Genomic DNA, 22,526 nt, shown 5'->3' on the forward strand with positions numbered 1-22,526 from the left:
CTCCTCAGTCCAGAACCAGACGGGCGGCAAGCCCGCCAAACACCACTGCGCTGATCCGGTTCATCAGCCGCGCCTTGCTGCGCAACGCCGCGCCAAAGGCCCCGGCAAGCACGCCGTAGGTACTGGTGATGACAAAGCCGGTGGTCACGAAGATCGCCCCAAGGATCAGAAGCTGCGGCCAGACCGGACCAAGGCCCGGGTCGGCGAACTGTGGCAGGAAAGCCAGGATGAAAAGTCCCACCTTGGGGTTCAGCACATTGGTCAGCAGACCACGGGCAAAGGCGCGCCGAAGGGTTTGCGCGCCTTGGACACGGTCTGTGTCTGCGGGCGCGGTCCAGGCGCTGTAGGCGAGCCAGGCCAGATAGGCCGCGCCGCCCCAGCGGATGATGTCCAGCGCATGCGGCACTGCCTGCAGCGCCGCCGCCACGCCCAGCACCGTCAGCAGGATGTGAAAGACCGATCCCATGCCGATGCCCGCCGCCGCCGCGATACCGGCGCGCGCCCCGCCCTGCGCACCGCAGGCCATGGTGAACATCACATCCGCGCCCGGGGTCAGGTTCAGCAACATTCCCGCCCCGGCAAAGGCCAGCAGGTTCAATGGATCCATCGCAAGCAAGGTATCGATCATGGTTCAGTCCTTTTGTGGCAGACCGTCGGCAATGGCGTAATAGTCGCCCTTTTCCGCCGTAAAGATGTGTTTTTCGAGTTTCAGCCCCGTCGCCGCGTCGACCGCGCCAAGGGCAAAGCTGATCTCGGTTTCGCCCGCCCCCTGCCAGAACAGGAAGGCTCCGCAGGTGGGGCAGATCCCGCGCCGGGCGCGCTGTGAGCTCTGAAACCACGTAACGGGCCCGGCGATCGTCAGGTCGGCTTCGGCCACCTGCGCCGAGGACCAGCAATATCCCGACATCTTCCGGCATTGCTGGCAGTGACAGACCGACATGCCAAAGGGAGTGGCATCGGTGGTGAATGTGATCGCGCCACATGCGCAGCTGCCGTGCATGATGTTACCTTCCAGGGCTCAGCGCGCTGCCACCCAACAGCACGCCGTACAAGATGAAACAGCCCGCCATGACGCGGCGGACGATGGTATTCCCCACGGCCCCCAGGGCAGCCCGCCCAAGGCCCGCGCCCAAAGCGGTATATATGCAGTAACTTGCAGCGGTGATGGTCAGGGCGGTGGGCACAATCAGGCCCATCTGTGCGGCGATCGGAACATCCGGCTGCACAAACTGTGAAAAGGCGGCCAAGTAGCCCGCGACGGACTTCGGGTTGATTGTCGCAATCACAAAGGCGCGCCTGTAGATATGGCCGGTGGGCAGCGCACCCGCCCTCACTGGCGTCCTTGCCGCGCGCCAGTTGCGGATACCCGTCCATATCAGGAACGCCGCCCCAATCAGCTTGGCGATAAAGAACCCTGTGGGCGAGGTGGTCAGCAACGCCGTGATCCCCGCCGCCGACAAGCACAGGAAAAGCAGCGCCTGCGTAAGGATCCCCAGCACGCCCCACAGTGACCGGACAAAGCCAAAGGTCATGCCGTTCTGGATGCAGTTCACCGCATTGGGCCCGGGCGAGGTCACGAAAACGACCCAGAAAAGGGCAAAGACAGTCCAGGCGTGGAACGACATTCCCGTCTCCTCAGTAAACCGGTGGGGCGATCACCCAGATCGCCACAGCAGGTGCATCATAGGGATTGATCCAGCGAAACGGTTCGCCACGAATGCGAAAGCTGTCACCGGGGTTCAGGGTAAATCTCGCCTTCCCGATTTCCAGATCAAGCTGTCCGGACACCAGATATCCCACCTCCTGCGTCGGTCGGATAACCATCTCGCGGATCTGCGAATGCGGCTGAAACGTCGAATGTACCACCTCGAAATCGTCGGTAAGATCTGGCGACAGCAGTTCTTCGACCAGACCGGCAGTGCCCGATCCGATGGTCCGCCGCGCGCCACACCGCACGATGTGACCGGCCTCTTCGGCGGGCCCACCTGCCTGTCCGAAAAGCGTCGACAAGGACACGTCCAGCGCTGCAGAGATGTGGCGCAGATCACTGACAGAGGGTTCCGATAGATCCCGCTCCACCTGGCTCAGCCAGCCCACAGACCGGCCCAGCCGCGACGCGAGTTCGGCCAGCGTCAGGTGCCGCGCCTTGCGCAGGGCGCGCAAATCTGCGCCCAGGGTCGGAATGTGAGAGGGCACGGCGTGTTGCATCGGCGACTCGGTGGCTCGTGAAATAAATGTCTCAAATTTCATGCTGCCACAGCGCTATGAAATTTCATAGGCATTTTTCATCACGTGATGACGGCCCGACTGGGCGGCCCGAGGCACCGGCCAAAGGCCGGGAACGAGATATCGGCGCGCGCCCGCAGGCACGCACTTTGGGATCAGGCCTCGGTCACGTCGCGAAAGGTCGCGGTCAGGATCATGGCCAGCGCCTCGGCATCAGCCTCAGTAAATGCGTCCGGCTGATCGCTGTCGATATCAAAGACGCCCAGCAACTGCCCTGCCCCGGTCATCACTGGCAGCACCAGTTCCGAACGGGTCGAACTGGCGCAGGCGATGTGCCCCTCAAAGGCCTCGACGTCCGGCACCAACTGCACCTCACGCGTGCGCGCCGCCGCACCGCAGACGCCGCGCGAAAACGGGATGACCAGACAGCCATGCCCCCCTTGATATGGCCCGATCTTCAGTTGTTCCGGCCCGGTGACGCGGTAAAACCCGGTCCAGTCGAACCGGTCATCCGCCTGATGTACCTCGCAAGCGACCGTCGCCATCAACGCCACGGCATCCGTCTCACCCTCGGTCAGGGCAGCAAGGGTTCGGGTCAGGGTGTCATAATCAACGCGCATGTCAGCTCCTTTGGTCAGCGGATCCAAGGTGAGGGGCCAGCCCCGCACGTCCCCCGGAGTATTTTGGGGCAGATAAAACATCAGGCCCTTTCGATGACGACAGCCATGGCAATACCGCCATGGGTACACTTTGTCAGCACGTCGGATTTTAGCATGCAATAACCACGGGACGCCCTCCGCATTGTCCTGCGTCGCCGCCACAATCGCAAGCGCCGCGAAACCTGTTTGGGGCTTTTTAGTGGTACCCTAGACGCCGGTCATCCACACACCCATGCTCTCTGCTCGATAATGCCGAAGAGCCTGATCACCGAATGGTAATCTTTGGCTCCTAAATGTTGCACGCAGGTTAGAAACGGAATGATGCAAATGAATTTTATCAGCCGCGCTGAAGGGGATACTCAGGTGATCCTGGTCGACGCTGCGCGCATCGATGCCTCGGTCGCCATACGGTTCAAGGATCAGATGCGCGAGATGACAGCCACGGCCCCCGGGCGCGTGGTTCTGGACATGCACAAGGTGGATTTTGTCGATTCCAGCGGGTTGGGGGCCATCGTCGCCGCAGTAAAGCAACTGGACAGCCATCAGAAGCTCGACCTTTCCGGTCTCACCCCGGGCGTCGACAAGGTTTTTCGCCTGACGCGCATGGATTCGATCTTTGCAATCCACAGCGATCTTGATGCCGCGCTCGCTCCCTCGGAACTCTGAAGCACCAGCCGTTGGCGGTGACGATCCGGCGGGCTGCTGCTCTCCGGACCCAGGATTGTCTGACGTTCCGGTGTTCTCTCACAGCCTCCACGCGACACAGGATGCTGTGCGGGCTACTTTGGTGCAGGCTGTCGCGGCCCTCTCCGATACCGACATCAGCCGCGAACAGACTGGTCTAACCGAACTGGTACTTGCAGAAGTGCTCAACAACATCGTCGAACATGCCTACGCCGGACGGCAGGATGGACAGATTTCGCTGCAAGTCACACGTACCGGGCGTATGCTCAGGCTGGACATCCGCGATCAGGGCACTGCCCTGCTCGGCGAACGCCTCCCCCCGGCGCGCGCTGTCAACCTTGACGTGCCGCGCGACGAACTCCCCGAAGGCGGTTTCGGCTGGTACCTGATTCACCGGCTTGCCCATCAAGTGGAGTACCGGCGCTCGGGCGCAGACAATCATCTGGCCATCAGGCTTGACCTGGACACCCTGCAATAGCGCCGCTACCACTCTCACTGCGTTCGGTCATTCCGACAATCTCTAATTGCCACCATTGGGTCCCAATTCGGACCGAATAGACGATTATAGGTAAACTATAGCTGGGAATGGCTTGCCTCGGCGCCAAGCTCTAACAGCCCTCACTGTGTGTGGCGCCGAGGATCCTGCGCCCTCCGTCAAAGACTTCTATCAACCGATTACATCCCTCCATGACTTGTAGTGCGGCTCCTGTGCCCACGCATGGGGATACGTATCCCTGACCATAGAGGGCAGCCAGTTTGCCTGTTCAGCGATTGTGCCCGATCAACCGCTCTCCTATGGTCCCGTCAAAGTGATAGGGAGCCTCGGACAAATGCGCGATTTCCAAACCCCCGGCCGGTCGCCAGTCATGGTGACAAACGGCCTGTGCGCCACATCGCATCCCCTTGCCGCGCAGGCAGCGGTGGCGATCCTGCAACAGGGCGGCAATGCTGTGGATGCCGCGATCGCAGGTGCCGCGATCCTGGGACTGGCCGAACCGGCAATGACGGGACTCGGCGGCGACTGCTTTGCGTTGATTTCGCCCGCCGGGGGCGATGACATTATCGCCGTGAACGGATCGGGCCGCGCGCCTGCCGCTGCCAGCGCCGCCGCGATGCGCGCTGCGGGCCACACCACCGTGCCGGTAAACAGCGCGGATGCAGTGACAATTCCTGGTGCCATCGACGCCTTCTGCACCATGTCGGAAACATGGGGCAAGCTTGGGCTCGCCGACAGTCTGGCCCCCGCGATCGGCTATATGGACAACGGCATTCCCGTAGCACCCCGGGTCGGCTTTGACTGGGCAGCGAGCGAACCGGTGTTGCAGGGACATGCCCGCAAGCATTACCTCGCTGGTGGTGCGCCACTGAAAAAGGGCGACATCTTTGCCCTGCCCGGCAATGCCGAAGTGCTGCGCCGCGTCGCCGCTAAAGGCCGCAGCGCCTTTTACGAGGGTGAAGTGGCCGAGGACATGCTGGCCGTCCTGAACGCGATGGGCGGGGTGCACACACCAGCAGATTTCGCCGCCACGGCCAACAGCATCGGCGATCCGATCAGCGGGACCTACAAGGGCCGCGAGCTGTGCGAGCATCCGCCAAACGGTCAGGGCGCAACAGCGATCCTCCTTCTGAACATCCTTGCGCAGTTCGACATCGCAGCGATGGACCCCTTCGGAACCCAGCGCGCCCATATCGAAGCCGAGGCGACCAAGCTGGCATATGACACGCGCAACCGGTTCATGAGCGATCCTGCGTCGATGACCCGTCTGGACCACATGCTGTCGATGGACACCGCAGTGCAACTTGCCGCACTTATCGACCCAAAGCGCGCAATGACCGCCGCCACCAGCATTTCAGAGGCGGTGCACAAGGACACGATCTACATCACCGTGGTGGACCGTGACCGCATGGCTGTGTCGCTGATCTATTCCATTTTCCACGGCTTCGGGTCGGGCATCGCCTCCGAAAAATTCGGCATCCTGCTGCAAAATCGCGGGGCGGGTTTCTCGCTGACCGAAGGCCACCCGAATGAGCTGGCGGGCGGCAAGCGCCCCATGCACACGATCATACCGGGCATGATCCGCGACGGTGGGCGCGTGACCATGCCGTTCGGCGTGATGGGCGGGCAATATCAGTCCTGCGGCCATGCCCGGATGGTGAGCAACTGGACAGACTTCGGTCTGGACCCCCAGACCGCGCTGGATTCACCGCGCAGTTTCGCCGAGGGCAACACCCTGCAGGTCGAACGCGGCTATTCGGAGAAGGTCCGCGCCGAACTGGCCGAAATGGGGCATGACGTGGTCATTCCCGACGGCCCCATCGGCGGTGCCCAGGCGATTCTTATCCACGAAAACGGTGTGCTTGAGGGCGCATCGGACCCCCGCAAGGATGGCTGCGCAATCGGATACTGAGCCGAAGCGGAACGGCAGGGATCTGACCGAAAGACGTTCGCGAAATGAAGGCGGCGCCGCCCTGTGGGGTGGCGCCGTCAATCGTTGTGCAACCGCTGATTTCTCTGAAACTGACCTGCCGTTTGCCAACGCACGCCCCGCGCCCAACGCACGAAGATTGGGCCGACGCGCCTGCGCGCATCGCAATGTTCAGTAGCTGTATTCCGAATAGATCCGGTTCAGATCGCCATTCCAGTCGCCGTGGTAATGTTCCAGCAACTCGTCCGCCGGGGTCTTGCCGCTGTCGACGCTTTCACGCAGGGCGCTCAGGAAATGCGTCTCGTCCGGGATTAGACCACCGGCACCTTTGCGGGCACGGGCCTTCAGGCCCGCCTCGGACAGGTCCAGCACTTCGCGCGCCAGCTCCAGCATGTCGATCTTGCCAACCTTGGCCTGCAACGCATCGACCGATGCGGCCACCCGCAGCGCTTCGCGTGTTTCGGCGTCCCAGCCTTTGACCAGATCCCAGGCTGCATCCAGCGCGCCCTGATTGTACATCAGCCCAACCCAGAAGGCCGGCAGCGCACAAAGCCTGCGCCACGGGCCGCCATCGGCACCGCGCATCTCGATATATTTCTTTACACGCGCCTCGGGGAAGGCCGTGGTCAGGTGATCGGCCCAGTCGCTGAGCGTCGGCATTTCGCCGGGCAGCGCGGGCAGTTCACCCTTCAGGAAATCGCGGAAGGACATGCCCAGCGCATCGATGTATTTCCCATCGCGGTAGACAAAATACATCGGCACATCGAGGGCGTACTGCACCCAGCGTTCAAACCCGAAGCCCTCTTCGAAGACGAAGGGAATCATTCCGGTACGCGCCGGGTCAAGATCGCGCCAGACGCGGCTGCGCCAGGATTTGTGGCCATTGACCTTGCCTTCAAAGAAGGGCGAATTGGCGAACAGCGCGACGGCGACAGGCTGCAGCGCGATCGCCACGCGCATTTTCTGCACCATATCCGCCTCTGATCCGAAATCGAGGTTCACCTGAACTGTGCATGTGCGCCGCATCATGACGCGCCCCATGGTGCCCACGCGGCCCATGTAGGCATCCATCAGCTTGTAACGGCCCTTAGGCATCAGATCCATCTGCTCGTGCAGCCAGACCGGTGCCGCGCCAAGACCAATGAAACCGGCGCCGATACGGTCCGCGACCTCTTTCACTTCGCGCAGGTGCTGGTTCACTTCATCGCACGTCTCGTGGATGGTCTCCAACGGAGCACCCGAAAGTTCCAGCGCGCCGCCGGGCTCCAGACTGACATTCGCGAGCCCCTTGGTCAGGCCGGTCAGCTTGCCCCCCTCAACCACCGGATCCCAGCCATGCCCGTCGCGCAGCCCTTCGAGCATGGCGCGAATCGAGCGTTCGCCCTCATACGGCAGCGGCAGAAGGGTGTCCTTGCAATAGCCGAACTTTTCATGCTCGGTGCCAATGCGCCAGTCCTCGACCGGTTTACAGCCCGAGGCCATGTATTCAGCCAGCTGGTCGTGGTGTTCGATCAGACCGCCGCCGGATTGGGGAATGGACATGGGTCAGGCTCCGATATGTCGCTTTTTGTTCCGCTCAGGGATGGGCGGAAACGGGCGGGGTGTCAATGCAGCCGCCTGACCGAGTTGACACGGGCGGCACTGCGCCAGATCACAACCACGTCACGGCCGGTTTCGCTCATCCGGCGCAGCATCTGTTCGGTACGGATTCCGGGCAGCGTGGCGAAGGCGTCAAACAGTGCCTCGGCCCCAGTGGCAGTCAGCGGGATGTGCAGCGGCGGCTGGCCGGACTGAACAAGCACCCAATGCGGCGGTTTTTCACCCTGGTCGAGGCTGAGTGCATCAAGATCATCCAGATCCACGACGCCCCCCGTCAGCGGGCCGAAATAGCTGATGCGGCGTTCGTTGATTTCGACCACGCCGGGGCCGCCCTCACCCTGCCGGAAACGGGCGCGTTGGATGCCTGCGAAAGCCACCGCCAGTCCACCCAGCGCCACGGCGTAGCCCATCCAGTGCAGCAGGCCGCCGCCCGTGAAGAAACCCCAATAAAGACCCACCAGAAGCACGGCAGCCCCGGCAAGCGCATCCCGCCAGCGCCGCAATTCCCTTTTTGCACCGGGACGGATCATCGCCAGTCCCCGTAAGTGATTTGCCAAAGCGTCAGCGCCGCCACCGCCGCCGTATCCGCGCGCAGGATCCGCGGGCCCAGCCCAACGATCTGCGCCTGCGGCATGGCGCGCAGGCGGGCACGTTCGGTTTCGGAAAAACCGCCTTCGGGACCGATGAGAATCGCCCAGGGGCCGGGGGGCTGATCAGCACTCGGCAAGGGCGCAGTCCCGCCTTCCCCCACCTGCCCCTCATCGCAGAACATCAACCGCCGGTCGGCTGGCCAGTCGGCCAGCAGGCGGTCGAGTTTCTGCAGATCGGCTACTTCGGGCACAAAGGTGCCGCCGCATTGTTCCGCCGCCTCGACCGCATGGGCCTGCAGGCGGTCCTGCCGGATGCGTTCCGAATTGGTAAAGGCGGTCTGCACCGGCAAAATCCGCCGCGCGCCCATCTCGACCGCCTTTTCGACGATGAAATCCGTGCGCGCCTTCTTGATCAGGGCAAAGATCAGCCACAGGTCCGGCGGCGTCAGCACTGGCCGCACGAATTCTTCGCAGATCAGGATGCCGCCGCGCTTGTTCGCCTGACCGACCCGGGCGATCCATTCGCCATCCTTGCCGTTGAACAGCGCAATCCGTGCGTCATCGCCCAGCCGCATCACCGCAAAAAGGTAATTCGCCTGATCCCGTGACAGGGGAACCGGTTGTGCCTCCCCCAGCGGGTGCTCTACAAAAAGTCTGACCTTCGCACTCATGAGGCGCACCATATGACCGACACCCGGACAACGCCAGAGGGCGAAAACGGAACCGTGGCAGATGCCGTGAAAGGCAACTGGGTTGACCGACTGGCCCCAGCGCGCACGCGACCCTATCTGCGGCTGTCGCGGCTGGACCGACCCATCGGCACCTGGCTGCTGCTGCTGCCCTGCTGGTGGGGGCTCATGCTCGCCATGCTGCACGATGGCGCGACGCGGTGGGAGGATCTGTGGATCTTTGTCGGCTGCGGGTTCGGTGCGATCCTCATGCGCGGCGCGGGCTGCACCTGGAACGACATCACCGACCGGGACATCGACGGATCGGTCGCACGTACCGCATCGCGCCCCATTCCGTCGGGACAAGTCAGTACGAAACAGGCGCTGGCTTGGACCCTGGCGCAGGCGCTGATCGCTTTTGCCATCCTGCTCACCTTCAATCTGCCCGCCATCATTCTGGGGATCCTCGCGCTGCTGCCTGTCGCGATCTACCCCTTTGCCAAGCGGTTCACATGGTGGCCGCAGGTCTTTCTGGGCATCGCCTTCAACTGGGGTGCGCTGCTGGCCTGGACCGCGCATACCGGCCAACTACAAATGCCCGCCGTGCTGCTCTACCTTTCGGGCATGGCCTGGACGCTGTTCTATGACACGATCTATGCCCATCAGGACAAAGAGGACGACGCCCTGATCGGCGTGAAATCCACGGCACGCCTTTTCGGCGACGCCGCAACGCCACGCTGGCTGACAGGGTTCCTGATCTTCACTCTGGCGCTCATGGCCTGGGCCATCACCATGGCCGTGCCACAAGGCCGGAACCTGATGCTTGTGATCGCCCTAACGGGCACGCTGGCCATGGGCTGTCACCTCATCTGGCAGCTGCGGCGGCTGAAACTGGATGACAGCGACAGGCTGCTGTCCCTGTTCCGGTCCAACCGTGACGCCGGCCTGATCCCTGTGCTGTTTTTCGCCGTGGCGCTTTTCGCCTGATTGCGTAGCCCCCCCGGGCGGCGTATCAGGGACCATCGTTGACAGAACCCGGAGCGCCGATGCGCCTTTCCTCCATCGCCATCACATTGGGAACATTCGCTCTTGCAGCCGGACTGTGCCTTGTGGCGGCGTTCTTCTCCGTACGGTTGATCGAAGACAGTTCGGTCACGGGAGTACGCGCCGAACTCGACCGAGAGGCGCTGACATGGGCCAGTGTGGATGCCAACGGGTTGCAACTCTTCGTGATCGGCACCGCTCCAAACGAGGCGTCGCGCTTTCAGGCGCTCAGCGTTGCCGGGCGCATCGTCGACACCACCCGCATCATCGATGAAATACTGGTCAACGACACCTCGCTTGCCCCCCCGCCGCGCTTTTCGGTGGAAATCCTGCGCAACGACGCCGGGGTACAGATCATCGGACTTATCCCCACGGGAACCAACCGGGAACGCCTGATCACCGACATCACAAAACTGGCAGGCAAGGATGCGCAGGTATCGGACCTGCTGGAAGTTGCCGATTTCGAAAATCCCGATGGCTGGGACGATGCGATGCGCTTTGCCGTCGCTGCACTGCGTTCACTTCCGCGGTCAAAGATTTCGGTCGAAGCAGGGAGCGTGGCAATCAAGGCGATGACCGACAGCGACGATGCAAAACGTCGGCTTGAGGCCGATCTGGCCCGCCGTGTGCCAGAGGGAATGCGCCTCGCGCTGGACCTCTCTGCGCCGCGCCCTGTCATCACGCCCTTTACCACCCGTTTACTGATCACCGATAGTGGCGCGCGGTTTGACGCCTGTTCTGCCGATACCGAAGAAGCGCGCACCCAGATCCTGCAGGCGGCCACTGCTGCCGGGCTACAAGGCAAGGCAAGCTGCACCATCGGTCTGGGTGTTCCCACCCGCGACTGGGGCAATGCGATCCAGATGGGGATCAAGGCCGTCAGCGAATTGGGCGGCGATTCCATCACTTTCTCAAACGCAGACGTAACGCTGATTGCCAAGATGGGCACAACGCAGGCCGATTTCGACCGCGTCGTGGGAGAACTGGAAAACGACCTGCCGGATGTCTTCGACCTGCATGCAGTCCTGCCAAAAGCGCCTGAAGAAACCCCCGAAGGCCCCCCGGAATTCACCGCCACACTTAGCAAGCAAGGCGCGATCCAGCTGCGTGGGCGCCTGTCATCGGACATTTCGCGCACCACGATCGAAAGCTATGCCAGGGCGCGCTTCGGCTCGGACGCTGTTTACACCGGGGCGCGGGTCGACGACACGCTGCCAGGCTCCTGGCCCGTCCGGGTACTGGCTGCGCTGGAAGCGCTATCCAAGCTGGCCAACGGCGCCGTGACCGTGACGCCAGACAGCGTGTCGATCTCGGGCAACACCGGCAACCAGAATGCAAGTTCCGAAATCGCCGGACTTCTGTCGGAAAAGCTGGGCGAGGCCGAAGATTTCAACATCGCCGTGGTCTATCAGGAAAAGCTCGATGCTTCGTTAGGGATTCCCACCCCGGAACAATGCGAGGCCCAGATCGTCGAGATCGTCGGCGACCGCAAGATTACCTTCCAACCCGGTGCCGCGGCACTGGACGCATCGGCCAAGGATATTCTGGACGATCTGGCCGAACTGCTGCAACTCTGTGGCGACATCCCGCTTGAAATTCAGGGACACACCGACAGTCAGGGCCGTGAAATCATGAACCAGCAACTGAGCCAGCAACGCGCCCAGTCGGTTCTGGATGCCCTGCGCATGCGCCGCGTGCTGACCGCATCGTACCGGGCGCGTGGCTATGGCGAAGAAAATCCCGTGGCCGACAACGGCACCGAAGAGGGCCGCGAAGCCAACCGCCGCATCGAGTTCCACCTGATCCAATCAGAACCCGAGGCCGAAGCAGAGACCGAGACACCAGCCGAACCTGCCGCCGAGGCGGAAATCGAAGACGGCTCGGAGCCGCCCTTGGACGCCGTTGACGACGCCACCGGATCAGGGGATGAACCCGCCGACGCAGAAGGACCCTCCGATGAACAGAACTGAGTTTGTCGTCGCTACCGCGATCATCCTGTTTGTGGCCTTCAGCCTCGGCTGGTTCGCAAATTGGCTGATCCACCGCTTTACCCGGGTAAGCCAGGCCGATGTCGATCAGCTTGAGCGGATGAGCCAGGAGTTGCACGAAGCCGAGGAAACCCGCGATCAGGCGATCACCTATCTCCAGCAGCGCGAGGCCGAGCTGACCAACCAACTGGCGCAGACAGAGGCCGAACTTACCGCTGCCATGGAAGGCCTGCGTGATGCCCGCCATGAGGCGGAAGAGATGCGCGCATACGTAGAGCGGATGAACTCAAACTGAGGGGCGTTTCAGGTGCGAATTGAATGCGCCACAGGTGCCCTGCTCCAACACCGTTCCGTGGGTTGGCGCGCGTGGCGTTGCAGCCCGCAAACCGGATCCGCCATGCTCCTTCTCTCTCTGTACGGGCGCAGCGCCATAGATGAAGAACCTACAACGCTTTGCATGATGGCCGCCGCATGACCTGTGACGCGCTGGTGATCGGCGGGGGTCCTGCCGGCCTCGCGGCAGCCGAGGCATTGCTCGCCGCAGGGCGCAACGTGACGCTGGCCGAGGCCAAGCCGTCCCTGGCCCGCAAGCTCCTCATGGCCGGAAAATCCGGGCTGAACCTGACCAAATCCGAAGCTGCGGAAACCTTCCTTGCCGCCTATGGCGACGCCGCGCCGAACCTTGCCCCGATGCTGACCGCTTTCGGCCCGCAAGAGGTGCAGAGCTGGGCCACCGACCTTGGCCAGCCGCTTTTCACTGGCTCCACGGGCCGCGTGTTCCCGACCGCCATGAAGGCCTCCCCGTTGCTCAGGGCATGGCTGGCGCGGCTCACCGCTCAGGGTCTGGAACTGCGAACCCGCTGGCGCTGGACCGACTGGCGCCACCCGGAATTCATTTTCGACACGCCGGACGGTCCACGCACCATCACGCCAAAATTCACCGTTCTCGCCCTTGGCGGGGCCAGCTGGGCGCGGCTTGGCTCGGATGGTCAATGGGCCGGGATGCTGCAAAACGCAGGCATCCCCCTTGCCCCGTTCCGCCCCTCGAATGCAGGACTACAGATCCCGTGGTCGGCGCATATGGCCCGCCATTTCGGCGCCCCGCTCAAAAACGTAACCTTCCGGGCCGGTCCCTACACGTCGCGGGGCGAGGCTGTGATATCGGCACGCGGGCTCGAAGGGGGCGGGCTCTATCCGCTCACGCCCACCCTGCGCGACGGCGCACCGCTGCGGCTGGACCTAGCCCCGGACCTCACCACGGCGCAGGTCACCGATCGTCTGAACCGCGCCGGACCGCGCCAAAGCCTGTCCAACACCCTGCGCAAGGCGCTGTCACTGACACCAGCGGCGCAGGCCGTGCTGCAAGAATGCGCGCGCCCACTGCCGCGCGATGCCGCTGCCCTTGCCGCCGTGATCAAGGATCTGACCGTACCACATGACGGCGTGCGCCCTCTGGACGAGGCGATCTCGACCGCAGGCGGCGTGCCGTTTGCGGCACTCGATAAATCCCTGATGCTGCGTAGCCACCCCGGCGTGTTCTGCGCCGGTGAAATGCTGGACTGGGAGGCTCCCACCGGGGGCTACCTGCTTACCGCTTGCATGGCCACAGGGTTCTGGGCCGGTCGGCACGCAGCCACCTTTGCCACCGCCGAAGCCTGATCAGCCCCGCGACGACAGCATCGCCAGCCGGATAAAGCAACGTTCCACCAGCGCCAGCGCCGGGGCGTGCTGTCCGGCTGATCGCAGCTGCAAATCGGTATCCGTCAGAATCCCCAACGCCGATTCGAGCCGAAAGGCACCCCACCCCTGCGCCTGACGCAGCATCCGCTCACGACGCGCCCCAAAGATCGGTGGCCGCGCCCGCGCGACTCCCTGCGCCGGACCGCCAGGATCCGATGCGACGGAATAAAGCGCCCGAAAGTGCCGCGTCGCCATGATGATCAGCGTGACCGCCGCCATGCCCTGCGCCTCAAGCCGGGACATCATCGGCCCGATTTCGGCGCTGCGGCCTTCGGCGACGACGTGCAGAACCTCGTCCAGCTCTGCCTCGGTCGAAATCGGCGCACATAGCGCCACCTCTTCGGGGGTAAGGGGGCTACTGTCACCCAGCTTATACAGCGCGACCTTTTCCACCGTCTGACGAAAATCGCCCGGGTCCAGTTCCCGCGCCAGCGCGCTCAGCGCCTCCATCGCGGACTGATCGATGTCTTTCAGCCCGGAACGCGCCAGATCGGCTTCAATCTCGGCCCGGCTGGGCGGGTCGTTATAGATACCCACCGCACGCGCAGATTTATGCGCCTCGAACAACTTGCGCAGCGCGGATGTCGCCTTCAGGCTCCCTGCGGTGACGATCAACTGCGCATCGCCCTTTTGCCAATCCTGCAGGGCGGCGATGACGGGTTTGGCCAGCGTATCCGTCGCCTCTTCCAGAAAGGCAACGCGCGGCCCGGGGAAAAAGCTTTGCGCCTTGATCGCGTCCAGCAGCATGGCCGGATCCTTGCGCAGCTCTGATCCGGGGATCCGCGTCAGCCGCATTTCCGATTCGCCATCGGGGCCGATCAGGGCGGCAATGACCTGCTGACGCTTCAGTGCCACGCGCATGGCATCTTCGCCGTAGATCAGCAGCCCGGCGCTCTCCGGGTCGGGGCGGGCGAAATAGCCCGCCGCATCGCGCGGGCCCAGCTTCATCGTGCCGACGCCCAGAGGATAAGCTGATCAACCATCTGGTCGCCCAGAATCACCATCAGCCGCCGCGTTGCGTCACTTTCCGCGGCAAGCGTGGCCACATTCGATCCGGTGGCGGAATACCCCGAAAAGGCCGAGGTATCGCGGCTGTTCAGGACTGCCCCCGTGGCCGCATCACGCAGCGTATATGTCACCTTGCCCAGCAGTTGATACCGTGTGGTCGACCCCTCCGAAGTCGTCCCGAGCCCCTCGGTATCGACATTGATCTCGTAGCTGAGCGCATACGCCCCGCCGATGCCACGCCCCAACCGCTCTTCGAGCCGCTGAGTCAGAAGATACCCTTCGCGGGTGTCGGGCGCATCCAGCTCAATCTGCCCCAGCAGCACATCCGCGCCGCCCCCCGGCCCATAGACCGGGGTGAACCCGCAGGCCGCCAGCAGGCCGAACGCCGCCGCGCCCAGCACAAAGGTGCGGCGATTACAGGACAACGTTCACGATCCTGCCGGGCACGACGATGACCTTTTTCGGTGTCGCGCCCTCAAGCGCCTTGATCACGTTGTGATGCGCCAGGGCTAGCGCCTCGACCTCGGCCTTGGGCATGTCCTTGGGCACGGTGACCTCGCCGCGCCGCTTGCCGTTGACCTGAATGGGCAGGGTCACCGTGTCTTCGACCATCATCGCCGCGTCCGCCACGGGCCAGGGCGCGTTGGCGATCAGGCCTTCGCCGCCCAGCAACTGCCAGATCTCTTCGGCCAGATGCGGTGTCATCGGCGACATCAGTTGCGCCAGGGTGCGCGTCGCCTGCCGCTTCGCATCTCCGCCCGCATCGGATTTCGCCAGCGTGTTGGTAAACGCGTAAAGCCGCGCGATCGAGGCGTTGAAGCCAAAGGATTCCACGCCCTGCGTCACATCGTGGATCGTCTTGTGCATTTCACGCAGCAGCGCCTCATCCCCCGCCTGCGGCCCGGCGTCAGAGGTGCTGACATCCTGCGCAATACGGTAGACGCGGGCCAGATGTTTGGCCGTCGCCTCGGCACCGGATGCGGTCCATTCCACGTCCCGCTCGGGCGGTGAATCGGACAGCACGAACCAGCGCGCGGTATCGGCGCCGAACTGGCTGATGATCTCGACCGGATCGACCACGTTGCGCTTGGATTTCGACATCTTGGCCGAGGGGATCACCTCGACCTCGCGACCATCGGCAAGCTTGCCGTCCGTTACCTCTTCGGGGAAGTGGTAGACCGGACGGCCATCGGCGTCCCGTGTCTGATAGATCGCGTGGGTCACCATGCCCTGGGTGAACAGCGCGTTGAAGGGTTCGCGCGCCGCGTCGGGCAGATGGCCGGTCACGTTCATCGCGCGGGCAAAGAAACGAGCATACAGCAGGTGCAGGATCGCGTGTTCGATGCCGCCGATATACTGATCGACGTTCATCCAATAGGCGGCCTCGACGGGATCGGTGGGCGTCGCGGCATGGGGCGCGGTGAAGCGTGCGAAATACCAGGACGAATCGACAAAGGTGTCCATCGTGTCGGTTTCGCGCTGCGCCGGGGCGCCGCAGGTCGGGCAGGTGCAGTCGCGCCATGTCGGATGCCAGCCCAGCGGGTTGCCGGGCTTGTCGAACGACACATCGTCGGGCAGGCGGACCGGCAGGTTCTCTTTCTTCTCGGGCACCACACCGCAAGTGTCGCAGTGGATCACCGGGATCGGCGCGCCCCAGAACCGCTGACGTGACAGCCCCCAGTCGCGCAGGCGGAACTTGGTCACGCCCTGCCCCACGCCGTTGCTTTCGCAGAATGTCACAGCAGCATCGATGGCTTCGTTGCCGGTCTGCGCCTCACCCCCGGCAAAGCCGTTGATATAACGCACGGCTTCGGGCTTGGGCGGAACATAGGCCGCGCCGCCGTCCTCGGGCAGGACAAAGCCATCCTCGGCCACCGGCGGTACATAGACCGATTTCACCGGCAGATCATACTTGCGCGCAAATTCAAGGTCGCGCTGGTCATGCGCCGGACAGCCGAATATCGCGCCGGTGCCGTAATCCATCAGGATGAAGTTCGCCACATAGACCGGCAGCTCCCAGGCCGTATCAAACGGATGACGCACCCGCAGCCCGGTATCAAAGCCCTTCTTCTCGGCCTTCTCCATCTCTTCTTCCGAGGTGCCCATGCGGCGGCACTCGGCATTGAAGGCGGCAAGGTCGGCGTTGTCCTTCTCCATCTGCTTTGCCAGCGGATGATCGGGCGAAATGCCGACAAAGGACGCACCCATCAGGGTATCCGGGCGTGTGGTATAAACCTCGATCCGGTCATGGCTATCCGGCGCGTCTATGGTGGAAAAGGCAAACTGAAGCCCGCGCGACTTGCCGATCCAGTTGGCCTGCATCAGCTTCACCTTGGCGGGCCAGTCATCCAGCCCGTCCAGCGCCGACAAAAGATCGTCCGCCATGTCCGAAATCTTGAAGAACCACTGCGTCAGCTCGCGCCGTTCGACAACGGCGCCAGAGCGCCAGCCACGGCCGTTCTCGACCTGCTCGTTCGCCAGAACGGTCATGTCGACCGGATCCCAGTTCACAACGGCATTCTTGCGATAGACCAGCCCGGCCTCAAGCATGTCGAGGAACAGCGCCTGCTGCTGACCGTAGTATTCCGGGTCACAGGTGGCAAATTCGCGGGACCAGTCGATCGACAGGCCCAGCGGTTTCATCTGCGCGCGCATGTCGGCGATGTTCTGATAGGTCCAGTCTTTCGGATGCCCACCCGACGCCATAGCCGCGTTTTCGGCCGGCAGACCAAAGGCGTCCCAGCCCATCGGATGCAGCACCGCATGACCGGTCGCCAGCTTGTACCGCGCGATCACGTCGCCCATCGTGTAGTTGCGCACATGGCCGATGTGGATACGCCCCGACGGATAGGGGAACATCTCAAGCACATAGTACTTGGGCTTGTCGTCGGACCGGACGGCCTTGAAGGTCAGGGCCTCGTCCCAGGCCTGTTGCCATTTCGGTTCGATAGCGGCGGGGTCATAGCGCGACATCTGGAATCCTCTTCAGCGCGGCCCCTGCGTTCAGGTTCGGCAGCGCGTACATCTCTTTTGCAAAGGGTGATAGGGCCACAGGGATAAGTCGTCCAGTGCCATGGCCCACCAAGTGCCCCCCGCAGCGCGGCCTGCGATCACCTATACCGCAGGCCGGTGACGATTTCAGGCCTATAAGGCAGCCGAGCCGCAGACCGGGCCGCGACTTGACTGCAACATCGTCAAAGGCTCAGAAGCGGGCGTCCTGCTGACGCAGCTGACGCGCGCGGGTCAAAATCGCATCCTCGACCGCACGTAATGTACCTGCATCGACCGGCCCCGACCGGGTGGCCATCGCCAGATTCAGCGAACGGGCATCCAGCGCCGGATCGGAAACATAGATCGTCGCGCGGTATTCGCGCCCGCCGCCCGGAGGCTTGCCGTAACCCGTGGTGATCACCCCGGTAAAGGGATCGACCGATTGCACAGGCAGGAAATTGAGAACTTCGAGCGATGCGTTCCACAGATACTTGTTCACCGAACCAACCGTGGCCGAGTCGCCCCTGTCGCGGAAGATGTCCCAGATGGTCGATGTCGGGGCACCGCGTTCCTTGTAGATCTCATCGTCAAGGATCTCACTGGCCGGGCGTGTCTCGACGACCGGTGCGTTGGGATCCCGGGGGCCGCATCCGGCCAGGGCAACCAGCGTCACAGCCAGGATGGCAAGCAGCCCTTGGCGCGTTGTATTCCGCATTTTGTCCATAATATCCCGCTCCTGCCGGTCTTTTCGGTCTGTGCAAATCCTTACCTGCCCCGCGCGCACACGACAAGCCGAAGTTCAAGTCGTCCCTGCACCAGCACGACACCGCTATATGGGCAGGTTTTCAGGCGGCAAAGTCTTTGTGGCAAATGCGCATCACTGAAAAGCTTGTTGCCGCTAGGAAATCCGGATGGGTTGCACGAACCCGGTCTGGAGGAGCATAGATCGTGCATCAAGTCCGGGCATTCGGATTGGTAAGTGCCTTTCGAACACATGAGGGAAAACAATGAAAAACATTCTTCTTGCAACCACAGCTCTGGTCGCATTCGCTGGTGTAGCATCCGCTCAGGATCTCGGCGTTACACTTTCGGGTTCCGCCGAAATGGGTATTGCTGGCGGCAGCCGTTATGACACAGCAGCCGACGCGACAGCAACTCCGCCCGTCGAAGCAGTTGACGCTGAAACTCAGTTCGTAACCGATCTGGACGTTACCTTCACCATGTCCGGTGTTGCAGACAACGGCCTGACCTTCGGCGCGACTGTCGACCTGGACGAAGCCGCTGACACGAACAATGTCGGTGTCTTCGAAGACGCTTCCAAGCAGGGCGGCGAAAACATGTTCGTGTCCTTCGGTGGCGCAACTGTGACCATGGGCGACACCGACGGCGCATACGACAAGCGCATGAAAGAGGTTGCGCTGGTTGGCGGCTCCCTGATGGACGACGAAACCGAGCACCAGGGCTACTCCGGCAACTCCGGCCTTGACGGCAAGGGCGGCGACGGCCAGATCGCTCGCTTCGATTACTCCTTCAACACCTTCGGTGTTTCGCTCTCGCTCGAGCAGGACGACGATGGCAATGGCGACAACCCCGTCATCGGCTTCGGCGCTTCGTACGATGCTGAAATGGCTGGCCTGAACATCGGTCTCGGCCTCGGCTACCAGTCGCAGGAAGAGCTTGCCAACATCCTCGGCCTCAGCGTCTACACCAAGTTCGCGAACGGCCTGTCGGCAGCTGTGAACTTCTCGCGCACTGATTTCGACGCTTCCGGCGCGGAAAACCAGACTCACGCAGCCATCGGCTTTGGCTACGAGATGAACCAGATGTCCTTCGGCATCAACTACGGCAAGTTCAGCAACGTTGGCGGCGTCGATGGCGCTGAGCAGAGCGGCTACGGCCTGGTTGCCAACTACGACCTCGGTGGCGGTCTGGTTGCTCAACTCGGTTACGGCAGCGGTGTATCCGATGTTGCAACTGACAAAGACTCGTTCTCGGCTGGCCTGAGCATGAGCTTCTGATTTCAGAAGAACCAAGTTTTGAGGGAAGAGCGGGCCTTGGCCCGCTCTTTTCTTTTGTGCGGTGGCGTAATACCCATCGGGGAACCAACAGGATGTCCCGATGCTGCCGCCGCTCTCTAATGATCAGATCAAGGCCCGCTACAACGCTGCCCTGCATCTGCTGAACACCGGCAAGACGGATCAGGCGCGGATCGCGCTTGAACAGCTGAACGCGCTGCGGCCCGGCACGGCCGAGGTTCTGTTCCAACTGTCCCGTATTGCACATATGGACGGTGACCACGCCGCACGGGCCGGTTATCTGGCGCAGGCCCTGCAGGTCAAACCGGATGAACCAACTCTGATCGAGGCACAGATCGCGGCACAGACCGCCCTGTCGGATCACGAGGCCGTCCTCGCTCTTTATGACCATTTGATCGCGCTTGATCCCAAAAGCATCGCACACAAGGCGGACAAGGGCAGCTATCTCCAGCGTATTGGCCACTTTGATCAGGCCGAAGCCCTGTTTCGCAAGCTGATCAAAAAGCACCCTGATCAAGGCTCGCTTTACCGTGTGTTCCTGGGGGGCATCAAACTGCCCGCCAAGGACCCGATGATGCGGTCAATGATCAGGGCCCTTGCCGATCCCCGGCTGACAGATCACAACCGCATGCACCTGAGCTTTGCCCTGGCCAAGGCGGCCGAGGATCAGGGGGAAACCGCCAAGGTTTTCGGACATCTGAACCGGGCCAACAGAATTCAGCGCAAGCTCGCCCCCTTTGACCGCGCTGCCCGCAGCGCAGAAACGGATGCCTTTCTTCACGCACAGGAAGCCGCAGATTACACGCCTGTGGACGCCGAAATGCCGCTGCGTCCGGTCTTTGTCACCGGCATGCCCCGTTCCGGCACCACCCTTGTGGAACAGATCATTGCCGCCCACAGCGGCGTCACCGGCGGCGGAGAGCTGGCGCATGCGCTCTCACTGATCGTAAGGGGCTTTGCCACCACGACCGGTATCACCGCGCTGTCAGCCATCCCGGACACACGGCTGGCGCAGCTGGCACAGGACTACGCAGCGCTTGCGCGGCGCGACACCGGGGCAGCAACCGGCGTGATCACCGACAAGTCGATCCAGAACTATCTGATCTACGGCTACCTGCACCGGGCCATGCCCGGCGCGCGTTTCATCGTCGTGCACCGCGATCCGCGTGACATCGCCCTGTCGATCTACAAAAATTATTTTGCGCTCGGCCGCCACACCTATGCCAACGACCTTTCCGACATCGCCTTCATGATCAAGGAATTCCGCCGGGTGATCGCCCATTGGAAGACCCGCCTGCCCGGCGTGATCCACGAAATCCACTATGACCATCTGGTCGCCGACCCCGAACCCCAGGCCCGCGCCTTGATTGCTGCGGCGGGGCTTGAATGGGAAGATGGCTGCCTTGACTTTCACAAGGCCAAGGGCACCGTCAAGACGCTTAGCCTGCATCAGGTACGCCAGCCGATCTATCGCGGCTCGGCGCAGGCCTGGCGCAAATATGAAACCGAACTGGCCCCGTTCATCGCGGCCTGGGGAGACGAGCCATGGGACTGACCGACATCAAGCAACGCATCGCCAAAGCTGAAGCAGCGGCAGGGCGCGATCCCGGCTCAGTGCAGCTGATTGCCGTGTCCAAGGTACAGCCGAACGAACGGGTCGCGGCGGTGCTGGAACAGGGCCACCGGCTTTTTGGCGAAAACAAGGTTCAGGAAGCCGCCGGAAAATGGCCCCAGTTCCGCGAAGAATACCCCGACGCCCGGGTCCATCTGATCGGGCCGCTGCAAACCAACAAGGCCCGTCAGGCGATGGAGCTGTTCGAGGCGATCCATTCTCTGGACCGCCCCAAGCTCGCGAACACGCTCGCGCGACTGGCGCAGGAAATCGGCACCTGCCCGGATCTGTTCATCCAGGTGAACACCGGCGAAGAGGGACAGAAAGCCGGCGTTCTGCCCGCCGATACGGATGCCTTCGTTGCGGAATGCAGGGCGCTCGAACTGCCGGTACGCGGGCTTATGTGCATCCCGCCGGTGGATGAAACGCCGTCGCTGCATTTCGCCCTGCTGGCCAAGATGGCCAAGCGCAATGGGCTTGATGGCCTGTCGATGGGGATGAGCAGCGATTTCGAAGAGGCCATAGCCTTTGGCGCGACCCATGTGCGTGTCGGTTCGGCGATCTTTGGCGAGCGGACATACGATTGAGCCGACGGCGGGATGAACCCCGGTACCTCACCGTAAAAACAAAAAGACCCGGTGCGCAAGGCACCGGGTCTTTTCATATTCTACGTCCGACCACGGATCAGTGCAGTTTGGCACCCACATCCGCGATGGCAGCGTCGATCAGCTTTGACGACTGATCTTCTGTCATCTGCTGGGCAATCACGTCGCGGGCAGCTGCAACCGCCACGGTGATGGCGCTGTCACGGACTTCCTTGACAGCAGCCGCTTCGGCAGAAGCGATCTGGTCAACGGCAGCCGCCATACGGCGTTCCAGCGAACGTGCAAGGTCCGCCTTTGCCTGATCGGCAGCATCCTGCGCTTCCGAGCGGGCCTGAGCCACGATCCGGTCAGCCTGTTCCTGCACTTCGCGCTGTTTACGCTCGTACGAGGCAAGAAGCGTCTGAGCTTCTTCACGCAGGGCGCGGGCTTCGTCCAGTTCGCTCTGGATACCGTCAGCGCGCTTGTCCAGCATGCCAGCCAGCAGCTTGGGCACGTTGAAATATATCAGGACCACGACGAACAGGATAAAGGCCAGCAGCACGACAAAATCGGTGTTGTGCAGCGAAAAGAACGGCCCGGTTGCAGCAAAGGCCGGCGATGCGGCCAGAGCGGAGAGGGCAGCGGCAAGTGTCAGCATATGGCGCATGGCG

General features: G+C 62.7%; 23 protein-coding genes. 10 read left to right on the forward strand and 13 right to left on the reverse strand.

The genetic code is table 11. The annotated features are described in order from the left end of the window. Positions 1-4: 4 nt before the first annotated feature. From CHB75_RS14980 to CHB75_RS15000, 5 genes are all read right to left on the reverse strand, one after another. The gene (locus tag CHB75_RS14980) at positions 5-628 is read right to left on the reverse strand and encodes a LysE family translocator (RefSeq protein WP_089271898.1); all 624 of its coding nucleotides are present in this window, start codon (positions 626-628) and stop codon (positions 5-7) included. 3 nt (positions 629-631) lie between these two features. Next, positions 632-1,003 carry a GFA family protein gene (locus CHB75_RS14985; RefSeq protein WP_089271900.1) on the reverse strand — a complete coding sequence of 124 codons (372 nt, stop codon included), beginning with the start codon at positions 1,001-1,003 and terminating at the stop codon, positions 632-634. Between the two features lies 1 nt (position 1,004). After that, positions 1,005-1,625: a LysE family translocator gene (locus CHB75_RS14990; RefSeq protein WP_089271902.1), complete on the reverse strand. Its 621-nt coding sequence runs from the start codon at positions 1,623-1,625 to the stop codon at positions 1,005-1,007. Positions 1,626-1,635: 10 nt separating this feature from the next. Beyond that, a complete protein-coding gene (locus CHB75_RS14995; protein ID WP_089272019.1) occupies positions 1,636-2,208 on the reverse strand; it encodes a helix-turn-helix domain-containing protein in 573 nt (190 codons plus the stop codon). Between the two features lie 173 nt (positions 2,209-2,381). Then, entirely contained in the window at positions 2,382-2,846 is a 465-nt protein-coding gene (locus CHB75_RS15000; RefSeq protein ID WP_089271904.1) for a GAF domain-containing protein, read from the reverse strand. A gap of 366 nt (positions 2,847-3,212) precedes the next feature. On the opposite strand from CHB75_RS15000, the gene CHB75_RS15005 reads away from it, so the two are divergent. The 3 genes from CHB75_RS15005 (at position 3,213) to CHB75_RS15015 (ending at position 5,977) form a co-directional block, all read left to right on the forward strand. Continuing rightward, the gene (locus CHB75_RS15005) at positions 3,213-3,551 is read left to right on the forward strand and encodes an STAS domain-containing protein (protein WP_089271906.1); all 339 of its coding nucleotides are present in this window, start codon (positions 3,213-3,215) and stop codon (positions 3,549-3,551) included. A gap of 55 nt (positions 3,552-3,606) precedes the next feature. Continuing rightward, positions 3,607-4,047 carry an ATP-binding protein gene (locus tag CHB75_RS15010; protein WP_176439153.1) on the forward strand — a complete coding sequence of 147 codons (441 nt, stop codon included), beginning with the start codon at positions 3,607-3,609 and terminating at the stop codon, positions 4,045-4,047. Between the two features lie 352 nt (positions 4,048-4,399). Further along, positions 4,400-5,977: a gamma-glutamyltransferase family protein gene (locus tag CHB75_RS15015; RefSeq protein ID WP_089271910.1), complete on the forward strand. Its 1,578-nt coding sequence runs from the start codon at positions 4,400-4,402 to the stop codon at positions 5,975-5,977. A 189-nt stretch (positions 5,978-6,166) separates the two neighbouring features. On the opposite strand, the gene CHB75_RS15020 is transcribed toward CHB75_RS15015, so the two are convergent. The 3 genes from CHB75_RS15020 to CHB75_RS15030 all read right to left on the reverse strand — a co-directional run bounded on the left by CHB75_RS15020 (position 6,167) and on the right by CHB75_RS15030 (position 8,855). Further along, entirely contained in the window at positions 6,167-7,537 is a 1,371-nt protein-coding gene (locus CHB75_RS15020) for a glutamate--cysteine ligase (protein ID WP_089271912.1), read from the reverse strand. A 62-nt stretch (positions 7,538-7,599) separates the two neighbouring features. Further along, positions 7,600-8,124 carry a hypothetical protein gene (locus tag CHB75_RS15025; protein ID WP_089271914.1) on the reverse strand — a complete coding sequence of 175 codons (525 nt, stop codon included), beginning with the start codon at positions 8,122-8,124 and terminating at the stop codon, positions 7,600-7,602. Beyond that, positions 8,121-8,855: a 16S rRNA (uracil(1498)-N(3))-methyltransferase gene (locus CHB75_RS15030; RefSeq protein WP_089272021.1), complete on the reverse strand. Its 735-nt coding sequence runs from the start codon at positions 8,853-8,855 to the stop codon at positions 8,121-8,123. The genes CHB75_RS15025 and CHB75_RS15030 overlap by 4 nt, the downstream gene beginning before the upstream one ends. Positions 8,856-8,867: 12 nt before the next feature. Here CHB75_RS15030 and ubiA point away from each other — a divergent pair, with 12 nt between their 5' ends. The 4 genes from ubiA (at position 8,868) to CHB75_RS15050 (ending at position 13,543) form a co-directional block, all read left to right on the forward strand. After that, complete coding sequence (gene ubiA, locus CHB75_RS15035; RefSeq protein WP_089271916.1) at positions 8,868-9,839, forward strand: 4-hydroxybenzoate octaprenyltransferase; 972 nt, start codon at positions 8,868-8,870, stop codon at positions 9,837-9,839. Positions 9,840-9,898: 59 nt separating this feature from the next. Continuing rightward, positions 9,899-11,866: an OmpA family protein gene (locus CHB75_RS15040; RefSeq protein ID WP_089271918.1), complete on the forward strand. Its 1,968-nt coding sequence runs from the start codon at positions 9,899-9,901 to the stop codon at positions 11,864-11,866. Next, positions 11,853-12,179 (forward strand): hypothetical protein, encoded by a 327-nt coding sequence (locus tag CHB75_RS15045; protein ID WP_089271920.1) that lies wholly within the window; start codon positions 11,853-11,855, stop codon positions 12,177-12,179. Before CHB75_RS15040 ends, CHB75_RS15045 begins: the two co-directional genes overlap by 14 nt. A gap of 176 nt (positions 12,180-12,355) precedes the next feature. Then, on the forward strand, positions 12,356-13,543 hold the full coding sequence (locus CHB75_RS15050) for a TIGR03862 family flavoprotein (protein WP_089271922.1): 1,188 nt from the start codon (positions 12,356-12,358) through the stop codon (positions 13,541-13,543). Here the strand turns inward: CHB75_RS15050 and holA are convergent, their stop codons facing one another. From holA to CHB75_RS15070, 4 genes are all read right to left on the reverse strand, one after another. Further along, positions 13,544-14,572 carry a DNA polymerase III subunit delta gene (gene holA, locus CHB75_RS15055; protein WP_089271924.1) on the reverse strand — a complete coding sequence of 343 codons (1,029 nt, stop codon included), beginning with the start codon at positions 14,570-14,572 and terminating at the stop codon, positions 13,544-13,546. Continuing rightward, positions 14,569-15,057 carry an LPS assembly lipoprotein LptE gene (gene lptE / locus CHB75_RS15060; protein ID WP_089271926.1) on the reverse strand — a complete coding sequence of 163 codons (489 nt, stop codon included), beginning with the start codon at positions 15,055-15,057 and terminating at the stop codon, positions 14,569-14,571. The genes holA and lptE overlap by 4 nt, the downstream gene beginning before the upstream one ends. After that, entirely contained in the window at positions 15,047-17,605 is a 2,559-nt protein-coding gene (gene leuS, locus CHB75_RS15065; RefSeq protein WP_089271928.1) for a leucine--tRNA ligase, read from the reverse strand. Before leuS ends, lptE begins: the two co-directional genes overlap by 11 nt. 229 nt (positions 17,606-17,834) lie before the next feature. Beyond that, a complete protein-coding gene (locus CHB75_RS15070; RefSeq protein WP_245840995.1) occupies positions 17,835-18,347 on the reverse strand; it encodes a DUF3576 domain-containing protein in 513 nt (170 codons plus the stop codon). A gap of 283 nt (positions 18,348-18,630) precedes the next feature. Between CHB75_RS15070 and CHB75_RS15075 the strand changes: the two genes are divergently transcribed. From CHB75_RS15075 to CHB75_RS15085, 3 genes are all read left to right on the forward strand, one after another. Next, complete coding sequence (locus CHB75_RS15075) at positions 18,631-19,641, forward strand: porin (RefSeq protein ID WP_089271930.1); 1,011 nt, start codon at positions 18,631-18,633, stop codon at positions 19,639-19,641. 100 nt (positions 19,642-19,741) lie between these two features. Then, positions 19,742-21,214 (forward strand): tetratricopeptide repeat-containing sulfotransferase family protein, encoded by a 1,473-nt coding sequence (locus tag CHB75_RS15080; RefSeq protein ID WP_089271932.1) that lies wholly within the window; start codon positions 19,742-19,744, stop codon positions 21,212-21,214. Beyond that, positions 21,205-21,858: a YggS family pyridoxal phosphate-dependent enzyme gene (locus tag CHB75_RS15085; protein ID WP_089271934.1), complete on the forward strand. Its 654-nt coding sequence runs from the start codon at positions 21,205-21,207 to the stop codon at positions 21,856-21,858. Before CHB75_RS15080 ends, CHB75_RS15085 begins: the two co-directional genes overlap by 10 nt. A 97-nt stretch (positions 21,859-21,955) precedes the next feature. On the opposite strand, the gene CHB75_RS15090 is transcribed toward CHB75_RS15085, so the two are convergent. After that, positions 21,956-22,522, reverse strand: coding sequence for a F0F1 ATP synthase subunit B (locus CHB75_RS15090; protein WP_089271936.1), 567 nt, complete (start codon positions 22,520-22,522; stop codon positions 21,956-21,958). Positions 22,523-22,526: the final 4 nt, after the last annotated feature.

The organism is Puniceibacterium sediminis (genome assembly GCF_900188035.1).
Classification (GTDB): Bacteria; Pseudomonadota; Alphaproteobacteria; order Rhodobacterales; family Rhodobacteraceae; genus Puniceibacterium; species Puniceibacterium sediminis.

What these genes read in the sequence shown, in the direction of transcription:
- CHB75_RS15025 (WP_089271914.1), bottom strand. Translation starts at nt 8,124, where the DNA reads ATGATCCGTCCCGGTGCAAAAAGGGAATTGCGGCGCTGGCGGGATGCG.
- CHB75_RS15000 (WP_089271904.1), bottom strand. Translation starts at nt 2,846, where the DNA reads ATGCGCGTTGATTATGACACCCTGACCCGAACCCTTGCTGCCCTGACC.
- CHB75_RS15090 (WP_089271936.1), bottom strand. Translation starts at nt 22,522, where the DNA reads ATGCGCCATATGCTGACACTTGCCGCTGCCCTCTCCGCTCTGGCCGCA.
- holA (WP_089271924.1), bottom strand. Translation starts at nt 14,572, where the DNA reads ATGAAGCTGGGCCCGCGCGATGCGGCGGGCTATTTCGCCCGCCCCGAC.
- CHB75_RS14990 (WP_089271902.1), bottom strand. Translation starts at nt 1,625, where the DNA reads ATGTCGTTCCACGCCTGGACTGTCTTTGCCCTTTTCTGGGTCGTTTTC.
- CHB75_RS15020 (WP_089271912.1), bottom strand. Translation starts at nt 7,537, where the DNA reads ATGTCCATTCCCCAATCCGGCGGCGGTCTGATCGAACACCACGACCAG.
- leuS (WP_089271928.1), bottom strand. Translation starts at nt 17,605, where the DNA reads ATGTCGCGCTATGACCCCGCCGCTATCGAACCGAAATGGCAACAGGCC.
- CHB75_RS15005 (WP_089271906.1), top strand. Translation starts at nt 3,213, where the DNA reads ATGAATTTTATCAGCCGCGCTGAAGGGGATACTCAGGTGATCCTGGTC.
- CHB75_RS14980 (WP_089271898.1), bottom strand. Translation starts at nt 628, where the DNA reads ATGATCGATACCTTGCTTGCGATGGATCCATTGAACCTGCTGGCCTTT.
- CHB75_RS15015 (WP_089271910.1), top strand. Translation starts at nt 4,400, where the DNA reads ATGCGCGATTTCCAAACCCCCGGCCGGTCGCCAGTCATGGTGACAAAC.
- CHB75_RS15080 (WP_089271932.1), top strand. Translation starts at nt 19,742, where the DNA reads ATGCTGCCGCCGCTCTCTAATGATCAGATCAAGGCCCGCTACAACGCT.
- ubiA (WP_089271916.1), top strand. Translation starts at nt 8,868, where the DNA reads ATGACCGACACCCGGACAACGCCAGAGGGCGAAAACGGAACCGTGGCA.
- CHB75_RS14995 (WP_089272019.1), bottom strand. Translation starts at nt 2,208, where the DNA reads ATGCAACACGCCGTGCCCTCTCACATTCCGACCCTGGGCGCAGATTTG.
- CHB75_RS15050 (WP_089271922.1), top strand. Translation starts at nt 12,356, where the DNA reads ATGACCTGTGACGCGCTGGTGATCGGCGGGGGTCCTGCCGGCCTCGCG.
- CHB75_RS15045 (WP_089271920.1), top strand. Translation starts at nt 11,853, where the DNA reads ATGAACAGAACTGAGTTTGTCGTCGCTACCGCGATCATCCTGTTTGTG.
- CHB75_RS15070 (WP_245840995.1), bottom strand. Translation starts at nt 18,347, where the DNA reads ATGGACAAAATGCGGAATACAACGCGCCAAGGGCTGCTTGCCATCCTG.
- CHB75_RS15075 (WP_089271930.1), top strand. Translation starts at nt 18,631, where the DNA reads ATGAAAAACATTCTTCTTGCAACCACAGCTCTGGTCGCATTCGCTGGT.
- CHB75_RS15030 (WP_089272021.1), bottom strand. Translation starts at nt 8,855, where the DNA reads ATGAGTGCGAAGGTCAGACTTTTTGTAGAGCACCCGCTGGGGGAGGCA.
- CHB75_RS15085 (WP_089271934.1), top strand. Translation starts at nt 21,205, where the DNA reads ATGGGACTGACCGACATCAAGCAACGCATCGCCAAAGCTGAAGCAGCG.
- CHB75_RS15040 (WP_089271918.1), top strand. Translation starts at nt 9,899, where the DNA reads ATGCGCCTTTCCTCCATCGCCATCACATTGGGAACATTCGCTCTTGCA.